At 58.2% G+C, this 21,006-nt stretch carries 18 protein-coding genes; 5 read left to right on the top strand and 13 right to left on the bottom strand.

Features of this window, described 5'->3' with window-relative positions; all coding sequences use genetic code 11:
* Positions 1–149: 149 nt before the first annotated feature.
* From rfbB to mtnA, 12 genes are all read right to left on the bottom strand, one after another.
* On the bottom strand, positions 150–1,226 hold the full coding sequence (gene rfbB, locus J2X66_RS23000) for a dTDP-glucose 4,6-dehydratase (protein WP_310268914.1): 1,077 nt from the start codon (positions 1,224–1,226) through the stop codon (positions 150–152).
* A gap of 229 nt (positions 1,227–1,455) precedes the next feature.
* Positions 1,456–1,695 (bottom strand): LapA family protein, encoded by a 240-nt coding sequence (locus J2X66_RS22995; protein ID WP_310268911.1) that lies wholly within the window; start codon positions 1,693–1,695, stop codon positions 1,456–1,458.
* 11 nt (positions 1,696–1,706) lie between these two features.
* On the bottom strand, positions 1,707–2,015 hold the full coding sequence (gene ihfB / locus J2X66_RS22990; RefSeq protein ID WP_310268908.1) for an integration host factor subunit beta: 309 nt from the start codon (positions 2,013–2,015) through the stop codon (positions 1,707–1,709).
* Positions 2,016–2,161: 146 nt separating this feature from the next.
* A complete protein-coding gene (locus J2X66_RS22985; protein WP_027924114.1) occupies positions 2,162–2,440 on the bottom strand; it encodes a hypothetical protein in 279 nt (92 codons plus the stop codon).
* A gap of 214 nt (positions 2,441–2,654) precedes the next feature.
* Positions 2,655–4,346 (bottom strand): 30S ribosomal protein S1, encoded by a 1,692-nt coding sequence (gene rpsA, locus J2X66_RS22980; protein ID WP_310268904.1) that lies wholly within the window; start codon positions 4,344–4,346, stop codon positions 2,655–2,657.
* Positions 4,347–4,466: 120 nt separating this feature from the next.
* Complete coding sequence (cmk, locus tag J2X66_RS22975; protein ID WP_027924112.1) at positions 4,467–5,156, bottom strand: (d)CMP kinase; 690 nt, start codon at positions 5,154–5,156, stop codon at positions 4,467–4,469.
* On the bottom strand, positions 5,153–7,360 hold the full coding sequence (locus J2X66_RS22970; RefSeq protein ID WP_310269287.1) for a bifunctional prephenate dehydrogenase/3-phosphoshikimate 1-carboxyvinyltransferase: 2,208 nt from the start codon (positions 7,358–7,360) through the stop codon (positions 5,153–5,155). Before J2X66_RS22970 ends, cmk begins: the two co-directional genes overlap by 4 nt.
* 28 nt (positions 7,361–7,388) lie before the next feature.
* On the bottom strand, positions 7,389–8,501 hold the full coding sequence (gene hisC, locus J2X66_RS22965) for a histidinol-phosphate transaminase (RefSeq protein WP_310268902.1): 1,113 nt from the start codon (positions 8,499–8,501) through the stop codon (positions 7,389–7,391).
* Positions 8,502–8,511: 10 nt separating this feature from the next.
* A complete protein-coding gene (pheA, locus tag J2X66_RS22960) occupies positions 8,512–9,606 on the bottom strand; it encodes a prephenate dehydratase (protein WP_007899727.1) in 1,095 nt (364 codons plus the stop codon).
* On the bottom strand, positions 9,606–10,691 hold the full coding sequence (gene serC / locus J2X66_RS22955; RefSeq protein WP_310268899.1) for a 3-phosphoserine/phosphohydroxythreonine transaminase: 1,086 nt from the start codon (positions 10,689–10,691) through the stop codon (positions 9,606–9,608). Before serC ends, pheA begins: the two co-directional genes overlap by 1 nt.
* A 265-nt stretch (positions 10,692–10,956) precedes the next feature.
* Positions 10,957–13,611 (bottom strand): DNA gyrase subunit A, encoded by a 2,655-nt coding sequence (gene gyrA / locus J2X66_RS22950; protein ID WP_310268896.1) that lies wholly within the window; start codon positions 13,609–13,611, stop codon positions 10,957–10,959.
* A gap of 418 nt (positions 13,612–14,029) precedes the next feature.
* On the bottom strand, positions 14,030–15,106 hold the full coding sequence (gene mtnA / locus J2X66_RS22945; RefSeq protein WP_310268893.1) for an S-methyl-5-thioribose-1-phosphate isomerase: 1,077 nt from the start codon (positions 15,104–15,106) through the stop codon (positions 14,030–14,032).
* A 108-nt stretch (positions 15,107–15,214) separates the two neighbouring features.
* Here mtnA and J2X66_RS22940 point away from each other — a divergent pair, with 108 nt between their 5' ends.
* The 5 genes from J2X66_RS22940 to J2X66_RS22920 all read left to right on the top strand — a co-directional run bounded on the left by J2X66_RS22940 (position 15,215) and on the right by J2X66_RS22920 (position 20,122).
* Complete coding sequence (locus J2X66_RS22940; protein ID WP_310268889.1) at positions 15,215–16,549, top strand: TRZ/ATZ family hydrolase; 1,335 nt, start codon at positions 15,215–15,217, stop codon at positions 16,547–16,549.
* A gap of 58 nt (positions 16,550–16,607) precedes the next feature.
* A complete protein-coding gene (ubiG, locus tag J2X66_RS22935; RefSeq protein WP_007945809.1) occupies positions 16,608–17,306 on the top strand; it encodes a bifunctional 2-polyprenyl-6-hydroxyphenol methylase/3-demethylubiquinol 3-O-methyltransferase UbiG in 699 nt (232 codons plus the stop codon).
* A 4-nt stretch (positions 17,307–17,310) separates the two neighbouring features.
* Entirely contained in the window at positions 17,311–17,982 is a 672-nt protein-coding gene (mupP, locus tag J2X66_RS22930; protein WP_310268886.1) for an N-acetylmuramic acid 6-phosphate phosphatase MupP, read from the top strand.
* Positions 17,983–18,081: 99 nt separating this feature from the next.
* Positions 18,082–18,822: a YciK family oxidoreductase gene (locus J2X66_RS22925; RefSeq protein WP_008031809.1), complete on the top strand. Its 741-nt coding sequence runs from the start codon at positions 18,082–18,084 to the stop codon at positions 18,820–18,822.
* Between the two features lie 373 nt (positions 18,823–19,195).
* Complete coding sequence (locus J2X66_RS22920) at positions 19,196–20,122, top strand: GGDEF domain-containing protein (RefSeq protein ID WP_059182366.1); 927 nt, start codon at positions 19,196–19,198, stop codon at positions 20,120–20,122.
* Positions 20,123–20,201: 79 nt separating this feature from the next.
* On the opposite strand, the gene J2X66_RS22915 is transcribed toward J2X66_RS22920, so the two are convergent.
* Positions 20,202–20,963, bottom strand: coding sequence for a TenA family transcriptional regulator (locus J2X66_RS22915; protein WP_405046802.1), 762 nt, complete (start codon positions 20,961–20,963; stop codon positions 20,202–20,204).
* Positions 20,964–21,006: the final 43 nt, after the last annotated feature.

The raw sequence follows: 21,006 nt of genomic DNA, 5'->3' as shown, positions 1-21,006 counted from the left end.
GTTCCGGAGCAGCAGGCAAGAACGCTTCCCTTGAGCTTTATTCCGATCATTTGTTCAATAACCCCCTGAGCATAGGTCTATTCCGCGCTTCAACTGACCAACATTGAGAGAAATTTACGGCCGACGCTGCGCATTCGCTGCAACGTGCTTCATGCCTTGTTAGAGCGGTCTGTGTAATTCTGATCAATCCACTGCTGGTAGCTGCCACTTTTGACGTGCGCCACCCACTCGGTATTAGCCAGATACCATTCGACGGTTTTGCGCATACCGGTTTCGAAGGTTTCTTTTGGCGACCAGCCCAATTCGCGCTGAATTTTACTGGCGTCAATTGCGTATCGCTGGTCGTGGCCTGGACGATCCTGGACGTTAATGACCAAGCTTGAGTGCGGGAGATGTGTCGAGTCAGGACGCAACTCGTCAAGCAATGCACAGAGGGCATGCACCACCTCGATGTTTTGCTTTTCGTTGTGGCCACCGATGTTGTACGTCTCGCCGATAACACCCTCGGTCACGACTTTGTACAACGCGCGAGCATGATCTTCGACATAGAGCCAATCACGAACCTGGTCACCTTTGCCGTAAATCGGCAGTGGCTTGCCTTCCAATGCATTGAGAATGATCAGAGGGACCAGCTTCTCAGGGAAATGATAGGGACCATAGTTGTTGGAACAGTTGGTGACCAGGATCGGCAGGCCGTAAGTGCGGCTCCAGGCGCGAACCAGGTGATCGGAACTGGCCTTGCTAGCAGAATATGGCGAACTTGGTTGATACGGCGTCGTCTCGGTGAAGAGCTCTTCTGGGCCGTCGAGGTCGCCATAGACTTCGTCAGTCGAAATATGATGGAAGCGGAAATTGGCTTTGCGCCCATTGTCCAGTGCAGCCCAGTAGTGGCGCGCTGCTTCCAGCAGGATGTAAGTGCCGATGATGTTCGTCTGGATAAATTCAGATGGTCCCGAAATCGAGCGGTCAACGTGCGACTCTGCGGCCAGGTGCATGATGGCATCTGGTTGGTGTTCACGCAGAATGCGGTCAACTTGATCACGATCGCAGATGTCGACGCGCTCGAACACATAGCGTTCGTTCTGGCTAACTTCGGCCAATGACTCGAGGTTACCGGCGTAAGTCAGCTTATCGACGTTAACCACGGAGTCGGCAGTATTGGAGATGATATGACGAATGACTGCCGAGCCGATGAACCCGGCGCCGCCGGTTACTAGAATTTTCACGCGAAAACACACCCTTTGAGTTACTGACAGGGCCGTCAACCGAGCGCTGCCTAATCCATGAATGCAAAAGCCGTCTTCTAAGCTGAGGCTTCTGACAGTGTCAGTCTGTACCGATGCAGGAAAGTACCAATATCGGACAAACGCAGCATTTTACAGCTTAATGACGCTTTTACTAATGGATATAGACAAGCTGTGAAGCGAACTCTTGATGCGCCTTATGGTTTCGTGATCAGACAAGACGCTTGCGGGAAGATCTGGACGCCCGCCCCAGAAACCACCCTAGAATAGGCCCGATCAACATACCAAACAGCAGCGCAAGAACCATAACCAGCGATACTGGCATTTGCGGAACTGACCAGCCGAGGAACAGCAGTGAAACCGATTGCTGATTTTCAAGCATGAAAGCCAGAACTGCCAAAACCAGCAACAGGACAACTATCGCGAGCAGTACGCGCTTAAGGTTACGCATGCGCCGATCCTCTATTCATGAAGGTCAAAACCCTCCTCCTCTTCCTCATTGACCCGATCACGCAATTCCTTGCCCGGTTTGAAATGCGGAACGAACTTACCGTCGAGGCTGACGGACTGGCCGGTTTTTGGATTGCGACCTACGCGTGGTGCACGGTAGTGCAAGGAGAAGCTGCCAAAACCACGGATCTCGATACGATCCCCAGTGGCCAGACATTGGGACATTTGCTCAAGCATGGTCTTGATGGCCAGCTCCACATCCTTGGATGAGAGCAGCCCTTGATGGGTGACAATTCGTTCGATCAACTCCGACTTCGTCATATTTTTCCCTTCTTTTTCAAGCAGCTAGGAAAAGCGCTTCAAAGGTTTTAGCATGCTCGAAAGAATTTGAACAGCCCGAGTTTTCACATATATTTTCAAGCCACGGGGATGCCATATAAACCCCGGCTCCCCGATAGAGCCCTCACTCAGCGACAGATAACCAACATGGTCCGCGTCAGGTAGCCCGCCGGATTGAAACCAAAAGGGAATTCATCCTCGTCCTTGGCGTCATCAGACCTTGCGACGACCTTATACCCTGCCGCCTTACACTCCCTGTCCGCACGCTTGCGACACTTTTCCCACCCGGACCCCAGCCCGGAACAGTCAATCTCAATACCACTGACCCCGCGCACGACATGAGTCTTGGCATTAGTGGTACAACCCGCCAATGTCAGTACTGCTATTACGACAATGAGCTTGTTCATTCACTTCCTTATGCCGGGCGGCTTGCCCGACTGTCGTTCACTTCAGGCTAAAGGTTAGCTGCAAACAAACGATTGATCCGATTAAAGAAAGAGACAGCTTCTCGGGGATATTGGTTTCACAATCCTTGCAGCCAAAAAGCATCGGCGAGACCACCAAATCACAGGCACAAAAAAGGGCGACCGAAGTCGCCCTTTTTCTATGGTCTGACAGAACTTAGTTCTGTTTTTCCATTTGTGCACGCAACAGGTCGCCCAGAGTGGTAGGACCAGCAGCGACGTCAGCAACAGGCTTGTCTTTCAAGCTCTGGATTGCTTCTTTCTCTTCAGCATCGTCTTTCGACTTGATGGAGAGCTGGATTACACGGCTCTTGCGGTCAACGCTGATGATCTTGGCTTCTACTTCCTGGCCTTCTTTCAGAACGTTGCGCGCGTCTTCAACGCGGTCACGGCTGATTTCGGAGGCTTTCAGAGTCGCTTCGATATCGTCGGCCAGAGTGATGATGGCGCCTTTAGCGTCAACTTCTTTCACGATGCCTTTAACGATTGCGCCTTTGTCGTTCTCTTGAACGTACTCGGAGAACGGATCGCTTTCCAGTTGCTTGATACCCAGGGAGATACGCTCGCGCTCTGGGTCAACCGACAGGATAACGGTGTCCAGCTCGTCGCCCTTCTTGAAGCGGCGAACGGCTTCTTCGCCCACTTCGTTCCAGGAGATGTCGGACAGGTGAACCAGACCGTCGATGCCACCGTCCAGACCAATGAAGATACCGAAATCGGTGATCGACTTGATGGTGCCGGAGATTTTATCGCCCTTGTTGAACTGGCCAGAGAAATCTTCCCATGGGTTAGATTTGCACTGCTTGATGCCGAGGGAGATACGACGACGCTCTTCGTCGATGTCCAGAACCATAACTTCCACTTCGTCGCCGACTTGTACGACTTTCGAAGGGTGGATGTTCTTGTTGGTCCAGTCCATTTCGGAAACGTGCACCAGGCCTTCAACGCCTTCTTCCAGCTCAGCGAAGCAGCCGTAGTCGGTCAGGTTGGTTACACGAGCAGTAACGCGAGTGCTTTCTGGGTAACGGGCTTTGATAGCAACCCATGGATCTTCGCCCAGTTGCTTCAGGCCCAGGGAAACACGATTGCGTTCGCGATCGTACTTCAGAACCTTGACATCGATCTCGTCGCCAACGTTGACGATTTCGGAAGGATGCTTGATACGCTTCCAAGCCATGTCGGTAATGTGCAGCAGGCCATCGACGCCACCCAGATCGACGAATGCGCCGTAGTCGGTGAGGTTTTTGACGATACCTTTGACTTGCTGACCTTCCTGCAGGGATTCCAGCAGAGCTTCACGCTCGGCGGAGTTCTCGGCTTCGAGGACGCTGCGACGGGAAACGACAACGTTGTTGCGTTTCTGGTCGAGTTTGATGACCTTGAATTCCAGCTCTTTGCCTTCCAGGTGCGTGGTATCGCGCACAGGACGGACGTCAACCAGAGAACCTGGCAGGAACGCACGGATGCCGTTAACGTCGACAGTGAAGCCGCCTTTAACCTTACCGTTGATAACGCCCTTGACCACTTCTTCGGCTGCGAAGGCTGCTTCCAGAACAATCCAGCATTCAGCGCGCTTGGCTTTTTCACGGGACAGCTTGGTTTCCCCAAAGCCGTCTTCAACCGAGTCCAGAGCAACGTGAACTTCGTCACCGACGTTGATGTTCAGTTCGCCAGCGTCGTTGTAGAACTGCTCAAGCGGGATGAGTGCTTCAGACTTCAGGCCAGCGTGAACGGTTACCCAGCGAGCTTGGTAATCGATATCAACGATAACACCGGTGATGATGGAGCCTGCCTGAAGGTTCAGGGTTTTTAGGCTTTCTTCAAAGAGTTCCGCAAAGCTTTCGCTCATTTTAATTCCTGTTGATGAGGGCGAAGACTACGCCCATCTCCACACCCCAGACGGTATGGGTTAGTTTCATTTAAAAGAAGCCACCGCAGGACTATGACTGGTCCCCCGCGGCCTTCTTGGTCACCCGGCGATATCGCGAATGGCGATCTCGCTCATGATGCGTTCCAACACCTGATCGATGGATAATTCCGTGGAATCCAGCTGTATGGCGTCAGCCGCCGGTTTAAGCGGGGCTACCGCTCGCTGGGTGTCACGCTCATCGCGGACACGTATCTCATCTAGCAGACTCGACAGACTAACACCATCGACTTTGCCCTTCAACTGCAAGTATCGACGGCGCGCACGCTCCTCGGCACTGGCAGTGAGGAATATCTTCAAGGGCGCGTCCGGAAAAACCACCGTACCCATATCCCGGCCATCGGCTACCAGCCCCGGCATTTCCTGAAAAGCACGCTGGCGCTGCAGCAGCGCCTCGCGTACGGCGGGCAATGCAGCGACCTGGGATGCGCCAGCGCCGACGCTTTCAGTGCGAATCACATCACTGACTTCATCGCCTTCCAGAATGATTCGCTGCAGTTGACCGTCCGTCGCAGCGATGAACTGCACGTCCAGATGTGCCGCGAGCGCCTTCAGCAACTCTTCATTGGTCAGATCAACACCATGATTGTGCGCAGCGAACGCCAGCAAACGGTACAGCGCACCGGAATCCAGCAGATTCCAACCCAGACGTTTCGCCAGAATCCCGGCGATCGTGCCTTTACCGGAACCGCTCGGGCCATCGATGGTAATGACTGGCGACTTGTTGATCACGACTGAGCCTCTTCAGCAACCCGGATACCGACCTGCGCGCACAGCGCAAGGAAGTTCGGGAACGACGTCGCGACGTTGGCGCAATCATGGATGCGAATCGGCGCCGTCGCGCGTAGCGATGCAACGCTGAACGCCATGGCAATCCGGTGATCGCCATGACCATGAACTTCGCCGCCGCCGATCTGGCCGCCGTCAATGATGATGCCGTCCGGGGTTGGTTCGCATTTGACGCCCAGCGCCAGCAACCCATCAGCCATGACCTGAATCCGGTCCGACTCTTTGACCCGCAACTCTTCAGCGCCGCGCAGCACCGTGCGCCCTTCGGCACAGGCCGCAGCCACGAACAGCACCGGGAATTCGTCGATAGCCAGTGGCACCAGAGCCTCGGGAATCTCGATACCTTTAAGTTTAGCTGCACGTACGCGCAAGTCCGCGACCGGTTCACCGCCGACTTCACGCTGGTTTTCCAGGGTGATATCGCCGCCCATCAGGCGCAGGATGTCGATCACACCGGTACGGGTTGGATTGATGCCGACGTGTTCGAGCACCAGCTCCGAACCTTCGGCGATCGAGGCGGCCACCAGGAAGAACGCGGAGGACGAGATATCGCCCGGCACTTCGATGTGGGTCGCGGTCAGCTTGTGCCCGGACTCGACCGATGCAGTCGCACCGCTGACACTGACCGGATAGCCAAAACCTTGCAACATGCGCTCGGTGTGATCGCGCGTCGGGGCAGGCTCGGTAACGGTGGTCTTGCCTTCAGCGTACAGACCCGCCAGCAGCAGGCAGGATTTAACCTGGGCACTGGCCATCGGCATGGTGTAGGTCAAACCCTTGAGTTTGTGGCCGCCTCGAATGATCATCGGTGGGCGACCTTCAGCAGCGGTCTCGATCACGGCACCCATTTCACGCAGCGGATTGGCCACGCGATTCATCGGGCGCTTGGACAGCGAAGCGTCACCAGTCAGAGTGCTGTCGAAGTTCTGCGCAGCCAACAGGCCAGACAGCAGACGCATCGAAGTACCGGAGTTACCCAGATAGATCGGGCCGGGTGCCGGTTTCAAACCATGCAGGCCGACACCGTGAATGGTCACGCGACCATGGTGCGGACCTTCGATCACAACACCCATGTCGCGGAAGGCTTGCAGGGTCGCCAGAGCGTCTTCGCCCTCAAGGAAACCTTCAACTTCGGTGACGCCTTCGGCCAGGGAGCCAAGCATGATCGAACGGTGGGAAATCGATTTATCGCCCGGTACACGAATCCGCCCAGTCAGGCGGCCACCAGGTTGTGCCAGGAAAATCAGGTCGTTGGAGTTCATAGCGTCCACATAGGCCCGGCGGGCCAGGATTTTACTGAAATGCTCGCGGGCAACCCGGGCGCGAGTGAACACGCCCAACAATTGGTGCCCATCCCCTGCATCGACCGCGTCGCGCAAGGCGTCGAGGTCGCTGCGAAATGTATCGAGTGTGCGCAGGACAGCTTCGCGGTTGGCGAGGAAGATGTCGTGCCACATGACCGGGTCGCTTCCCGCGATTCTTGTGAAATCGCGGAAACCGCCGGCAGCGTAACGGAAGATCTCAAGGTTTTCATTGCGCTTGGCCAACGAATCGACCAAACCGAACGCCAACAGGTGCGGCAAATGGCTGGTCGCCGCCAACACTTCATCGTGGCGCTCGACCTGCATGTGCTCGACATCGGCGCCCAACTCGCGCCACATGCGGTCGACCACTGCCAGAGCAGCCGGATCGGTTTGATCCAGCGGCGTCAGAATCACTTTATGACGACGGAACAGCTCGGCATTGGAGGCTTCCACCCCGCTCTGCTCGGAACCGGCAATCGGATGCCCCGGCACGAAGCGCGACGGCAGGCCGCCAAACGCTTCGGTTGCCGCACGCACGACATTGCCTTTGGCGCTACCGACGTCGGTCAGAATCGCCGGTCCGAGATCCATTGCCGCCAAGCGTGCCAGCATCTTTTCCATGGCCAGGATCGGGATGGCCAGTTGAATCACGTCAGCGCCCTGGCAAGCAGCGACCAGGTCTTCTTCGCAGCGATCCACCACGCCCAACTCGACCGCCAGCTTGCGCGACTGTGGATCGAGATCGACCCCGACCACTTCGCGGCACAGGCCGCTTTCACGCATGCCCTTGGCGAACGAACCACCGATCAATCCCAGACCGACCACCACCAGGCGACCGATCATAGGTGCAGCAGATTGCAGTGCAGTGACATCAACCACGAGCCAGAACCTTGGTCAGCGCCTCTAGGAAGCGGCTGTTTTCCGCCGGCAAACCGATAGTGATGCGCAGGTGGTTCGGCATGCCGTAGTTGGCCACCGGACGCACGATCACGCCTTCGCGCAACAAGCCCTGAAACACCGGTGCAGCAACGCGACCGAGATCAACACAAATGAAGTTGCCCTTGGACGGGATCCAGCTCAACCCCAATTCACGAAAACCGGCTTCCAGTTGCAGCATGCCGGACTCGTTCAGGCGACGGCTTTCAGCCAGGTAGTCGACATCTTGCAGCGCAGCGCATGCTGCGGCCAAGGCCAGACTGTTAACGTTGAACGGCTGACGCACACGGTTCAGTACGTCCGCGACCACAGCAGTGGACAAGCCATAGCCGACCCGCAACGCTGCCAGGCCATAAGCCTTGGAGAACGTGCGCGAAACCAGCAGGTTCGGATAAGCCGCCAGGTAATCAAGGCCATCCGGCAAGTCGCTGCCCTCGGCGTATTCGATGTAGGCCTCGTCCAGCACCACCAGCACATGCGCCGGAACATCCTGCAGGAATTCGTCCAGTGCCTCGGCATCGAACCAGGTCCCGGTCGGATTGTTCGGGTTGGCAATGAAGACAACGCGAGTATTGGCATCGATCGCCGCCAGCATACCCGACAGGTCATGCCCCCAGTCCTTGGCCGGAATCACTTTGGCCTGGGCACCGACGGCCTGGGTCACAATCGGATAGACCGCAAACGCGTGCTCGCTGAACACGGCATTGAGGCCCGGCGCCAGATAGGCGCGCGCGACCAGCTCCAGAATGTCATTGGAGCCATTGCCCAGCGTCACTTGATTCAGTTCGACACGGCATTGTTCGGCCAACAGGGTCTTGAGCGCAAAACCGTTGCCGTCCGGATAACGGGTCAGCTCAGCCAGTGCATTCTGAATCGCCGTCAGCGCCTTGGGACTCGCGCCCAACGGGTTTTCATTACTGGCCAGTTTGACGATGGTCACCGGATCAAGGTCCAGCTCGCGCGCCAGTTCATCCACAGGCTTGCCCGGGACATACGGCGAAAGTTGTTGCACGCCCGGCTGTGCCAGGGCGAGGAAGTCATCACTCATTTGCTACCCCTTAGAGAACTGCTTTCGGGTAGGAACCCAGCACTTTGAGTGCCACCGCTTCCTGACTGATCTTTTCCAGCACACCTTTAACCAATGGATCGCGGTGGTGACCGACAAAGTCGATGAAGAACACGTAGGTCCATTTACCACTGCGCGACGGACGCGTTTCAATGCGCGTCAGGTCGATACCGTTGTCATGGAATGGCACCAGCAACTCGTGAAGCGCGCCCGGTTTGTTGCTCATGGAGACGATGATCGAGGTCTTGTCGTCCCCGGTCGGCGGCACTTCCTGGCTGCCGATCATCAGGAATCGCGTGGAGTTATCCGGGCGATCCTCGATTTTCTCGGCCAGACGGGTCAACCCGTACAGACCAGCGGCCATGTCGCCGGCAATCGCCGCCGAGTTCCACTCACCTTTAACCCGCTTGGCCGCTTCGGCGTTGCTGGACACCGCCACGCGCTCGACATTCGGGTAGTGTGCGTCCAGCCACTTGCGGCACTGGGCCAGCGATTGGGCATGGGAATAGATGCGACTGATGCTGTCGGTCTTGGTGTTTTCACCGACCAACAAATGATGGTGAATACGCAGCTCGACTTCGCCACAGATCACCATGTCGTGTTCGAGGAAGCTGTCCAGCGTGTGGTTGACCGCGCCCTCGGTGGAGTTTTCCACCGGAACCACGCCAAAGTTCACAGCACCAGCCGCTACTTCGCGGAACACTTCGTCGATCGCCGCCATTGGCTTGCTGATCACCGCGTGGCCGAAGTGTTTCATGGCCGCAGCTTGGGTGAAGGTGCCTTCAGGGCCGAGGTACGCCACTTTCAGCGGCTGCTCGAGCGCCAGGCACGAAGACATGATTTCGCGGAACAACCGCGCCATCTCTTCATTGCCCAGTGGCCCCTGGTTACGCTCCATCACGCGTTTGAGCACCTGGGCTTCACGCTCAGGACGATAGAACACCGGCACTTCGCCTTCGGCCAGCGAGGCCATCTTTACTCGCGCAACTTCCTGGGCGCAGCGTGCGCGCTCACTGATCAGCTCCAGGACTTTCTCGTCCAGGGCATCAATGCGCAGGCGCAGTGCCTTGAGTTCTTGCTCAGACATTAGCCGTGTTCCTTCTCGAACTCTGCCATGTACGAAACCAGTGCGTTGACCGCAACGATGTCGACGGCGTTATAGATGGAGGCGCGCATGCCACCCACGGAACGGTGGCCCTTGAGGTTCAAAAGACCACGCTCGTCGGCACCGGCCAGGAACGGCTTGTCCAGACGATCGTCAGCCAAGCGGAACGGCACGTTCATCCATGAGCGGTCGGACTTGTTGATCGGGTTGCTGTACAAGCCGCTGGCGTCGATGAATTCATACAGCGTGCGCTGCTTCACTTCATTGAGCTTGCCGATGGCTTCAACACCACCCTGCTCTTTCAGCCACTCGAACACCAGGCCGGACAAGTACCAGGCCAGGGTTGGCGGGGTGTTGTACATCGAGCCGTTATCGGCCGCGACCTTGTAGTTGAGCATGGTCGGGCACAGGGAACGGGCGTGACCCAGCAGGTCTTCGCGAACGATGTTGACGACGATGCCGCTCGGGCCGATGTTTTTCTGGGCGCCAGCGTAGATCATGCCGAAGCGCGAAACATCGACTGGACGCGACAGGATGTCCGAGGACATGTCGGCCACCAGCGGAACATCACCAGTTTCCGGAATCCACTGGAATTCCAGACCGCCGATGGTTTCGTTCGGCGCGTAGTGAACGTAGGCCGCGTCTTTCGACAGGTTCCATTCGTTCTGACCGGGAATAGCGAAATAGTCGTAAGGCTTGGCGGTCGCGGCGACATTCACGTTGCCGTAGCGCGAAGCTTCTTCGATGGCTTTTTGCGACCAGATACCGGTGTCGATATAGTCGGCAGTACCGTTTTCCGGCAACAGGTTCAGAGGAATCTGAGCAAATTGCTGGCTCGCGCCGCCTTGCAGAAACAGCACTTTATAGTTCGAAGGGATATTCAGCAGATCACGCAGATCCTGCTCGGCCTTGGTGGCGATGGACACGAACTCTTCACTGCGATGGCTCATTTCCATGACCGACAGGCCCTTGCCGTGCCAGTCAAGGAGTTCACCCTGGGCGCGCTGCAGGACAGCTTCGGGAAGTGCCGCAGGACCGGCACAGAAGTTATAGGCTCTCTTGCTCACATCCAATCTCGCTCTGATTTGGTGGTAATCACGCAATAAATCACAACATCAATCGACACAGAGTCCCTACTGAAGCACAGCTTTTGTAGGAGTGAGCCTGCTCGCGATTGCATCACCGCGATGTGTCAGACATACCGCGGCGCCTGCATCGTCGGAACGCCGCCCGGAGCTGGCTCACTCCTACAAGGGACTCCATGGGTGTCGATATTTTCATACGGGACAAACAACAAGGGGGCGAATTCTCATCCGCCCCCTGTTTGTTCGCTTACTCTTGTGGCTCTTCGTCAGCGGCGGCATCGAGTTGCTGATCATCAACAACGTCGTCGATCACGACTTCGCCGATGAACTCTGCACCCTCTTCACCTTCCAGCTCTTCACCTTCGACTTCCGATGGCTCCTGAACCCGCTCCAGACCGACCAATGTTTCATCGCTGGCCAGCTTGATCAGGGTCACGCCCTGGGTGTTACGACCGAGGCTGGACACTTCGTCGACACGGGTACGAACCAGAGTGCCCTGGTCGGAAATCAGCATGATTTCCTCGCCATCGAGCACCTGGACCGCGCCGACCAGACGGCCGTTACGGTCGTTGCTGACCATGGCGATTACGCCCTGACCGCCACGCTTGTATTCAGGGAACTCGGTGATCGCCGTACGCTTGCCGAAACCACGCGCCGAAGCGGTAAGGATCTGGCTGCCTTCTTCCGGGATCAGCATGGAAATCAGCTTCTGGCCTTCCGGCAGACGCATACCACGGACACCGCGAGCGGTACGGCCCATGGCGCGAACGTCGGTTTCCTTGAAGCGAGTGACCTTGCCGCCGTCGGAGAACAGCATCACTTCGCGCTCGCCATCGGTGATGGCGGCAGAAATCAGTACATCACCTTTGTCCAGCTCAAGGGCGATCAGACCAACGCTGCGTTGACGACTGAAGGATTCCAGCGGGGTCTTCTTCACGGTGCCTTTGGCGGTTGCCATGAAGATGAAGTGACCTTCGGTGTATTCCTCGACCGGCAGCATGGTGGTGATGTATTCATCACTGTCCAGCGGCAGCAGGTTGACCAGCGGACGACCTCGGGCAGCGCGGGACGCTTCCGGAATTTCGTAGGTTTTCAACCAATACACTTTGCCCTTGCTGGAGAACAGCAGCAGCGTGGTGTGGCTGTTGGCGACCAGCAGGTGAGCGATGTAGTCCTCATCCTTAACGCCGGTCGCCGATTTGCCTTTACCGCCACGGCGCTGAGCCTGGTACGCAGCCAATGGCTGGGTCTTGGCATAGCCACCGTGGGAGATGGTCACGACGCGCTCTTCTTCCGGGATCATGTCACCCAGGGTCAGGTCGAGACGGGCATCGAGAATCTCGGTGCGACGCACATCGCCGTATTCGGCGCGGATCACTTCCAGTTCTTCGCGGATCACTTCCATCAGGCGCGTGGCGCTGCTGAGGATGCGGATCAGCTCGCCGATCTGGTTGAGAATCTCTTGATATTCAGCCAGCAGTTTTTCGTGTTCCAGACCGGTCAGACGGTGCAGACGCAGCTCCAGAATGGCTTGCGCCTGCTCTGGCGACAGGAAGTACTTGCCGTCGCGCAGACCGTATTGCGGGTCCAGGGTCTCCGGACGGCATGAGTCGGCACCGGCACGCTCAACCATGGCCACTACGGCGGAAGATTCCCAGGCCGTGCTGATCAGCGCTTCCTTGGCTTCCGACGGCGTTGGCGAGGCCTTGATCAGGGCAATGACCGGGTCGATGTTCGACAGGGCAACTGCTTGACCTTCCAGGATGTGACCGCGTTCGCGGGCTTTACGCAGTTCGAACACGGTACGGCGGGTAACGACTTCGCGACGGTGACGAACGAAGGCTTCCAGCAGGTCCTTGAGGTTCAGGATCCGTGGACGGCCGTCGATCAGCGCGACGATGTTGATACCGAACACCGCTTGCAACTGGGTCTGGGCGTAGAGGTTGTTGAGGATCACCTCAGGCACTTCGCCGCGACGCAGTTCGATCACGACGCGCATACCGTCCTTGTCGGACTCGTCGCGCAGCTCGGTGATGCCTTCAAGCTTCTTCTCTTTGACCAGCTCGGCGATCTTCTCGATCAGACGGGCCTTGTTGAGCTGGTAAGGGAGTTCGGTAATGACGATCTGCTGACGGCCACCGACCTTGTCGATGTCCTCGATTGTCGAGCGGGCGCGCATGTAAATGCGGCCGCGACCGGTGCGGTAGGCTTCGATGATGCCGGCGCGACCGTTGATGATCGCGGCGGTCGGGAAGTCCGGACCGGGGATGTATTGCATCAGCTCATCGATGGTCAACTCAGGGTTGTCGATGAGGGCCAGGCAACCATCGATGACTTCGCCGAGGTTGTGTGGCGGAATGTTGGTCGCCATGCCCACGGCGATACCGCTGGAGCCGTTGACCAGCAGGTTGGGAATACGGGTCGGCATGACCGCCGGGATCATTTCGGTGCCGTCGTAGTTCGGCACCCAGTCCACGGTTTCTTTGTGCAGGTCAGCCAGCAGCTCGTGCGCCAGCTTGGTCATGCGCACTTCGGTGTATCGCATGGCCGCGGCGTTGTCGCCGTCCACCGAACCGAAGTTGCCTTGACCGTCTACCAGCAGGTAACGCAGCGAGAACGGCTGCGCCATGCGGACGATGGTGTCGTACACCGCGGTATCACCGTGCGGGTGATACTTACCGATGACGTCACCGACAACACGGGCAGATTTCTTGTACGGCTTGTTGAAGTCGTTGCCCAGCTCGCTCATCGCGAACAGCACACGCCGGTGCACGGGCTTCAAGCCATCGCGCGCATCCGGCAGGGCCCGCCCGACAATTACGCTCATCGCGTAGTCGAGGTAGGACTGCTTCAGCTCGTCTTCGATATTGACCGGGAGGATTTCTTTGGCCAGTTCGCCCATGAGAAGCTCGATTCCTTTTTCTGGTGAAACTTCGTCACATCCATATGGGACGAACGAAGCTCGCCGCTGCAGGCTGAGTGCCATACACCGACTTACGACAAATCAACAAGATGAACCATGGATTTGCGCAGTAAAGACAACCCCGTGGGGCTGCCTCGGAAAACGCCGGATGTTATCACAAGAGCCGCCACGCACCTATCCCCCAGACGCGCATGGAGCATAGTTAGTTGACCGGTGACAGGCTTGAGGGAGACGAGAGGGGCTTAGAGGAAAATTTCGGAGGGGAATGAAGCGTATTTGCTGGTTGTCAGGGCCTCGTCGCGAGCAGGCTCACTCCTACACCGGGTCTGCGCTGATCACAAATCCCTTGTAGGAGTGAGCCTGCTCGCGATGGCAACCTCTCAGACGCCAGAAATTATCAGTGCAGTCGCTTACGGCACATCAACTGCGCCATCTTCGCCGTATCCGGACGCTCGACAATGCCCTTCTCTGTAACGATCACGTCGATCAAGTCCGCCGGGGTCACGTCGAACACCGGGTTGAACGCATCGACATCCGCCCCGATCCGCTTGCCCCCAACCTCCAGCAACTCGCGGCCATCGCGCTCTTCGATAGGAATTTCATCGCCACTGGCCAGGTTCATGTCGATGGTCGAGCTCGGCGCCACCACCATGAAGCGCACACCATGGTGCATGGCGCTGACCGCCAGCTGGTAGGTGCCGATCTTGTTCGCCACATCGCCATTGGCCGTGATGCGGTCGGCGCCGACGATCACCCAGGTCACACCTTTGGTTTTCATGATGTGCGCGGCGGCGGAGTCGGCATTGAGGGTCACGGGAATGCCTTCATTGGCCAACTCCCACGCGGTCAGACGCGAACCTTGCAGCCACGGCCTGGTTTCATCGGCGTAAACCCGCTCGACCATACCCTCGATAAAGGCCCCACGAATTACGCCCAGCGCCGTGCCGAAGCCGCCGGTGGCCAGTGCACCGGTGTTGCAGTGGGTCAGGATTGCCTGAGCATTACCCTGGTGCTTGCGAATCAAGTCCACACCCAACTGGGCCATAGTCAGATTGGCTTCGCGATCACTTTCATGAATGGCGACAGCCTCGGCCTCCAGCGCCGCCAGTGGGTCTGCGTCTTCCTTGAGACGATCCAGGCGGTCGCGCATGCGACTCAGGGCCCAGAACAGATTCACCGCGGTCGGACGGGAATCGGCCAGTACCGCGTAATCCTCTTCCCACGCAGCCTGCCAGTCACCGCCCTCGGCAATCCGGGCGCGGGCCGACAGCACCATGGCATACGCCGCGCTGATGCCAATCGCTGGCGCACCGCGCACCACCATCGAACGAATGGCCTCGGCCACACCGGCTGCACTGGTGTAGGCAATCCAGGTTTCTTCGAAGGGCAAAACACGCTGATCCAGCAGGTACAGGGCGCCATCACGCCAATCGATGGCCTTCACTTTCTCCGCAGCCAACAGTCGATCGCGCATCCCACACCCCGCACTCAAGCACAAAAGCCGCCGATTATAGCGAGCCCCCCGCGAAGACGCTCGGGTATACTTCGCCATCCTTTACAAAAGCACTGGAACCGACCCTCGATGCCGAACACTGCCGCTGCGCTCGACCTGTTATTGCTGCCGACCTGGCTGGTACCCGTCGAACCCGCTGGTGTTGTCCTCAAAGAGCATGGCCTGGGCATCCGTGACGGACGCATCGTATTTATCGGCCCACGCTCGACTGCGCTGAAGCTTAATGCAACTGAAGTCCGCGAGTTGCCGGACATGCTGCTCAGCCCCGGCCTGATCAATGCCCACGGTCACGCCGCCATGACTCTGTTTCGTGGCCTGGCCGATGACCTGCCGCTGATGACCTGGCTGGAAAACCACATCTGGCCGGCCGAAGCCAAATGGGTCGATGAAGCCTTCGTACGGGATGGCACGGACCTGGCCATCGCCGAGCAGATCAAAGGTGGCATCACCTGCTTCTCTGACATGTATTTCTTCCCGAAGGTTGCCAGCGAGCGCGTGCACAACAGCGGTATACGCGCGCAAATCGCCATTCCGATCCTCGATTTCCCGATCCCGGGCGCCAGCACGGCGGACGAAGCCATTCGTCAGGGCGTGGAATTGTTTGGCGATCTCAAGCACCACGAACGCATCAAAATCACCTTCGGCCCCCATGCGCCTTACACCGTGGGCGATGAAAACCTGGAGAAAATCCGGGTGATTGCCGAAGAGCTGGACGCCTCGATCCACATGCACGTCCATGAAACCGCCTTCGAAGTGCAGCAATCGGTCGAGCAGCGCGGTGAACGCCCGCTGGCTCGCCTTGGCCGCCTGGGCTTGCTCGGGCCGCGCTTCCAGGCCGTTCACATGACCCAGATCAGCGATGAAGACCTGGTGATGCTGGTAGAAAGCAACACCAATGTGATTCATTGCCCGGAATCCAACCTCAAGCTGGCCAGCGGATTTTGCCCGGTCGAGCGCTTGTGGCAGGCCGGCGTCAATGTGGCCGTCGGCACCGACGGCGCCGCCAGTAACAATGACCTGGACCTGTTGGGCGAAACCCGCACCGCTGCGTTGCTGGCCAAGGCCGTCGCCGGCTCGGCCACCGCGCTGGATGCTCATCGCGCCTTGCGCATGGCCACGCTCAATGGCGCCCGCGCGCTGGGGATCGAGGCTGAAACCGGCTCGCTGGAAATCGGCAAAGCGGCAGACATCGTCGCGTTTGACCTCTCCGGCTTGGCGCAGCAGCCGGTCTACGACCCGGTTTCACAACTGATCTATGCCACCGGCCGGGACTGCGTGAAGCACCTGTGGGTCGCCGGCAAGCAGCTGCTTGATGACCGACGCCTGACCCGCCTCGATGAAGAACAGTTAGGCGCCACTGCCAGGGCCTGGGGCCAGCGCATCAGTGGCCGCACCGAATCGTAAGATCCCCGGACCAGAAAACCGGGGCAACAGGATTTTTCAAGTTTTAGAGGACTGAACCATGAGCAACGTCGACTACGCCGAAATCGCCAAATTCGAAGCCCTGGCCCATCGCTGGTGGGACCGTGAAAGCGAGTTCAAGCCGCTTCACGACATCAACCCGCTGCGGGTCAACTGGATTGACGAACGCGTCAATCTGGCCGGCAAGAAGGTGCTGGACGTCGGTTGCGGCGGCGGGATCCTGAGCGAGGCCATGGCCCAGCGCGGCGCCACAGTCATGGGCATCGACATGGGCGAAGCACCGCTTGCGGTTGCGCAGTTGCATCAACTGGAGTCGGGTGTGAACGTCGAATACCGACAGATCACGGCCGAAGGTCTCGCCGAGGAAATGCCGGAGCAGTTCGACGTCGTCACCTGCCTGGAAATGCTTGAGCACGTACCCGATCCGTCGTCGGTCATTCGCGCCTGCTTCCGTATGGTCAAGCCCGGCGGCCAAGTGTTCTTCTCCACCATCAACCGTAATCCGAAGGCGTACCTGTTCGCCATCGTCGGCGCGGAATACATCATGAAGCTGCTGCCGCGCGGCACACACGATTTCAAGAAATTCATCCGCCCTTCCGAGCTCGGCGCCTGGAGCCGCATGGCCGGCCTGACCGTCAAGGACATCATCGGCCTGACTTACAACCCGCTGACCAAGCACTACAAACTGGCGGCCGACGTGGACGTCAACTACATGATCCAGACCCTGCGCGAGGAGTAAGCCGATGCGTATCAGAGCAGTCCTTTTTGACATGGACGGCACGCTGCTCGACACCGCGCCGGACTTTATTGCCATCTGCCAGGCAATGCGCGCCGATCGCGGCTTGCCGTCAATGAATGACAAGCACATCCGTGACGAGATCTCCGGCGGCGCCAAGGCGATGGTCGCCGTGACCTTCTCGATGGACCCGGAGTCGCCAGGCTTTGAAGAGCTGCGACTCGAGTTCCTTGAGCGTTATCTGGCCGGGTGCGCGGTGCACAGCAAGCTCTTCGACGGCATGGGCGAATTGCTGGCCGACATCGAGCAGTCCAACCTGATCTGGGGCGTGGTGACCAACAAGCCGCTGCGTTTTGCCGAGCCGATCATGCAGCAACTGGGACTGGCCGAGCGTTCCGCGCTGCTGATCTGCCCGGACCACGTGAAGAACAGCAAGCCAGATCCGGAGCCGTTGATTCTGGCGTGCAAAATGCTCGACCTGGACCCGGCCAGCGTGTTGTTTGTCGGCGATGACCTGCGCGATATCGAATCAGGGCGTGACGCCGGGACCAAGACCGCTGCGGTGACCTACGGCTACATTCACCCCGACGACAACCCGCGTCACTGGGGTGCGGACGTGGTGGTTGATCACCCGCTGGAGTTGCGCAAGGTACTCGATAGCGCCCTCTGTAGCTGCTGATTGCAGGAGCTCGGTCTTGCGGCGATAGCGATTCCGAAACGCCATCGCTGGCAAGTGCTGCTCCTACAGGTCTGCTTTCTTATTTGTTGAGGTTTTCTTATGTTTGATTATTCCGCTCGCCCCGAATTGCTCAAGGACCGGGTCATTCTGGTCACCGGTGCCGGCCGCGGCATCGGCGCGGCGGCTGCGAAAACCTACGCAGCGCATGGCGCCACTGTCCTGCTGCTGGGCAAGACCGAAGCCAACCTGACTCAGGTGTATGACGAAATCGAAGCAGCCGGGCATCCACAGCCGGCGGTGATCCCGTTCAACCTGGAAACCGCCCTGCCCCACCAGTACGATGAACTGGCGGCGATGATCGAGACCGAATTCGGCCATCTCGACGGCTTGTTGCACAACGCATCGATCATCGGCCCCCGCACGCCGATCGAACAACTGTCCGGCGAAAACTTCATGCGCGTCATGCAAGTCAACGTCAACGCCATGTTCATGCTCACCAGCACCCTGTTGCCATTGCTCAAGTTGTCGCAAGACGCCTCGGTGGTGTTTACCTCCAGCAGTGTCGGGCGCAAGGGCCGCGCGTACTGGGGCGCTTATGGCGTGTCCAAATTTGCCACCGAAGGCCTGATGCAAACCCTGGCCGACGAAGTGGACACCGTGGCCCCAGTCCGCTCCAACAGCATCAACCCGGGCGCCACGCGCACCAGCATGCGGGCCCAGGCTTACCCAGGGGAAAACCCGCTAAACAACCCGACCCCGGAGGAGATCATGCCGGTCTACCTCTACCTGATGGGACCGGACAGCACTGGCATCAACGGCCAGGCGTTCAACGCCCAGTAACACCGTGCGTCGCTTTTGTGCCGTGCCGATTTTCCGGCGCGGCACTCAAAGTGAGTCGTAACTACCCCCCCTCCCAGTCAAACAACCGCCGCCCCTTTTCGTTAAAAAAACTCAAAATCAAACTCAACCCTATGGTTTTTATAGTTTTTTATTCGAATGAACCGAATGGCACGACTTTCGCTCTAAATTTGCTCAGACACGCAGTGTGAAAGCAGACAGGCGGGCTCTCAAGTCGATAGGTTACTAATCTTCGGCAAAGCAGACTAAACTTGCGCCAACTGTCCCACGGGACTGATGGACCAGTATGACGCGCAGCCCAAAGCCGCTCTCACCCAGCCTGTAAGACAGCTTTACCGCTTAGGGGCTCAGCCATATGAAATCACCTTCCCAGACCAACGCAATTGACTTCGATAGCGCCAAATTGCAACGCCTGGGATTTGGTCAGCAACCTCCTCTTCTGGAACGCCCCGTCAGCCTTGCGCTATTGCGCCAGCAACTGGGTCAGCAGTTGCAAACCAGCCTCGAGCCACAACGCATTCTCGGACTTTTCTTCCGCGAAGTTCAGCGCCTGGTGCCACTGGATGCCTTGAACTATCGGCATCAGGCCAGTGACTTGCGCCTGGAGTTCGGTCAGCGCGGCCATCACTCGGTCAGTTACAGCCTCAGCCATGAAGGCGAGCAGCTGGGTGAACTGGTCTTCCGCCGCAATCAGCGATTCAGCGAGCTTGATCAAGGCAATCTGGAGTCGTTGCTGTCGGCACTGCTGTTCCCGATGCGCAATGCCCTGCTTTACCGGGCGGCGACGCAAAGCGCGTTGCGTGACCCATTGACCGATACCGGCAACCGCATCGCCATGGATCAGACCCTGGAACGCGAAATCGAGATGTCGCGACGCCACTTGATGCCTCTGTCCCTGCTGATGCTGGACATCGACCACTTCAAAAACGTAAACGACAGTTATGGCCACAACGCCGGCGATGACGTACTCAAGGCCGTCGCCACGGCGATCAAAAACCAGTTGCGCAATGTCGACATGGTATTCCGGTTTGGCGGCGAAGAGTTTCTGATCCTGCTGTCCAACACCACTCGAGAAGCTGCCGCCATGGTCGGCGAACGGCTGCGGGCGGCGGCTCAGGCTCAGGACTATCGGGCGGATGGCAATGCAGTAGAACTGACCGTCAGCCTCGGATGTTCGACCCTGCTGCCGGGTGAGTCTGCCGAGAGCTTGTTGCGACGGGCTGACAGTGCGTTGTATGTCGCCAAGCGCGAGGGGCGCAACCGGTTGACGATGGCGGGTTGAGCTCTAAACAACACTACAAACCAATGTGGGAGCGAACTGGCTCGCTCCCACATTTGGTTTGTAGCGTCTTTAAACCCGTTTAGCTTTCCGCCAGCGCCATGCGCTCACGCGCCACCGGTGCTTTTTCCGAATGCTCCAGCTGCATGCAGCGCTCCAGAAACAGGTGCATGTAGTCGTAGCTCTTGCAGATGGCCTGACGCAGTTCCACTTGCAATGACTTGCTCGGATTCATGCCCGCCAGGGTGCAGATGATTTCCAGCGCCTCCCACGGATGGGCATCGTCGTACTGGGCGTGCATCTTCAACCACTTCATCGCCCGTTTGCGATCCTCTTCCGCAAACGCCGCCGCATAGACGCCACTGGAGCAAACCAGCGCCGACCACTCACCGGTTGCGCCCTCAATGGCGTAGTTGGTCGCGGCGATGGCGACGATCAGCGAATCCGCCGAACTGGTGTGCCAGCACCAATGGCTCAAGGCATGAAGTTCAGGGGGCACCTGCTGCGCTTGCAAATCTTCAAGGCTGACGCCGTGCGCCCGACTCCAGTGCACCCAGTAATCGGCATGGTTCAATTCCACGCGAATATTGCGCATCAGCCAGCGACGCGCCATGTCTTCGCCAGGATGGCGGGCAAAGCGGGTCTTGGTCAGGTTTTGTGCCATGTATAACGCGAACTGTTCAACGACCGGCCAGCCACCGATGAGGTACTGACGCATGGTTTTTGCGCTGAGTTTGTTATCTCGCATGCGCTGATACAGTTCGTGTTCGACAACCCGGCGCTTACTCTCGCTGCAATCCTTGATGAGCTGTTGCGCCCAGGCAGGATAACTTGCAGCTTCCATGAGTGGTCCGGTTCGGTTGAATGTGTCGATCACTGTCGGGCTC

This window comes from Pseudomonas sp. 3296, from assembly GCF_031456615.1.
In the GTDB taxonomy this organism is placed as follows: Bacteria; Pseudomonadota; Gammaproteobacteria; order Pseudomonadales; family Pseudomonadaceae; genus Aquipseudomonas; species Aquipseudomonas mucoides.
This window is presented reverse-complemented; position numbering and strand designations above follow the sequence as displayed.

Excerpts from the sequence above, each read along its gene's own strand:
- mupP (WP_310268886.1), top strand. The coding sequence starts at position 17,311 with ATGCGTATCAGAGCAGTCCTTTTTGACATGGACGGCACGCTGCTCGAC.
- J2X66_RS22940 (WP_310268889.1), top strand. The coding sequence starts at position 15,215 with ATGCCGAACACTGCCGCTGCGCTCGACCTGTTATTGCTGCCGACCTGG.
- ihfB (WP_310268908.1), bottom strand. The coding sequence starts at position 2,015 with ATGACGAAGTCGGAGTTGATCGAACGAATTGTCACCCATCAAGGGCTG.
- J2X66_RS22985 (WP_027924114.1), bottom strand. The coding sequence starts at position 2,440 with ATGAACAAGCTCATTGTCGTAATAGCAGTACTGACATTGGCGGGTTGT.
- rpsA (WP_310268904.1), bottom strand. The coding sequence starts at position 4,346 with ATGAGCGAAAGCTTTGCGGAACTCTTTGAAGAAAGCCTAAAAACCCTG.
- hisC (WP_310268902.1), bottom strand. The coding sequence starts at position 8,501 with ATGAGTGATGACTTCCTCGCCCTGGCACAGCCGGGCGTGCAACAACTT.
- J2X66_RS22970 (WP_310269287.1), bottom strand. The coding sequence starts at position 7,360 with ATGATCGGTCGCCTGGTGGTGGTCGGTCTGGGATTGATCGGTGGTTCG.
- ubiG (WP_007945809.1), top strand. The coding sequence starts at position 16,608 with ATGAGCAACGTCGACTACGCCGAAATCGCCAAATTCGAAGCCCTGGCC.
- J2X66_RS22915 (WP_405046802.1), bottom strand. The coding sequence starts at position 20,963 with ATGGAAGCTGCAAGTTATCCTGCCTGGGCGCAACAGCTCATCAAGGAT.
- J2X66_RS22995 (WP_310268911.1), bottom strand. The coding sequence starts at position 1,695 with ATGCGTAACCTTAAGCGCGTACTGCTCGCGATAGTTGTCCTGTTGCTG.
- mtnA (WP_310268893.1), bottom strand. The coding sequence starts at position 15,106 with ATGCGCGATCGACTGTTGGCTGCGGAGAAAGTGAAGGCCATCGATTGG.
- pheA (WP_007899727.1), bottom strand. The coding sequence starts at position 9,606 with ATGTCTGAGCAAGAACTCAAGGCACTGCGCCTGCGCATTGATGCCCTG.
- J2X66_RS22920 (WP_059182366.1), top strand. The coding sequence starts at position 19,196 with ATGAAATCACCTTCCCAGACCAACGCAATTGACTTCGATAGCGCCAAA.
- J2X66_RS22925 (WP_008031809.1), top strand. The coding sequence starts at position 18,082 with ATGTTTGATTATTCCGCTCGCCCCGAATTGCTCAAGGACCGGGTCATT.
- gyrA (WP_310268896.1), bottom strand. The coding sequence starts at position 13,611 with ATGGGCGAACTGGCCAAAGAAATCCTCCCGGTCAATATCGAAGACGAG.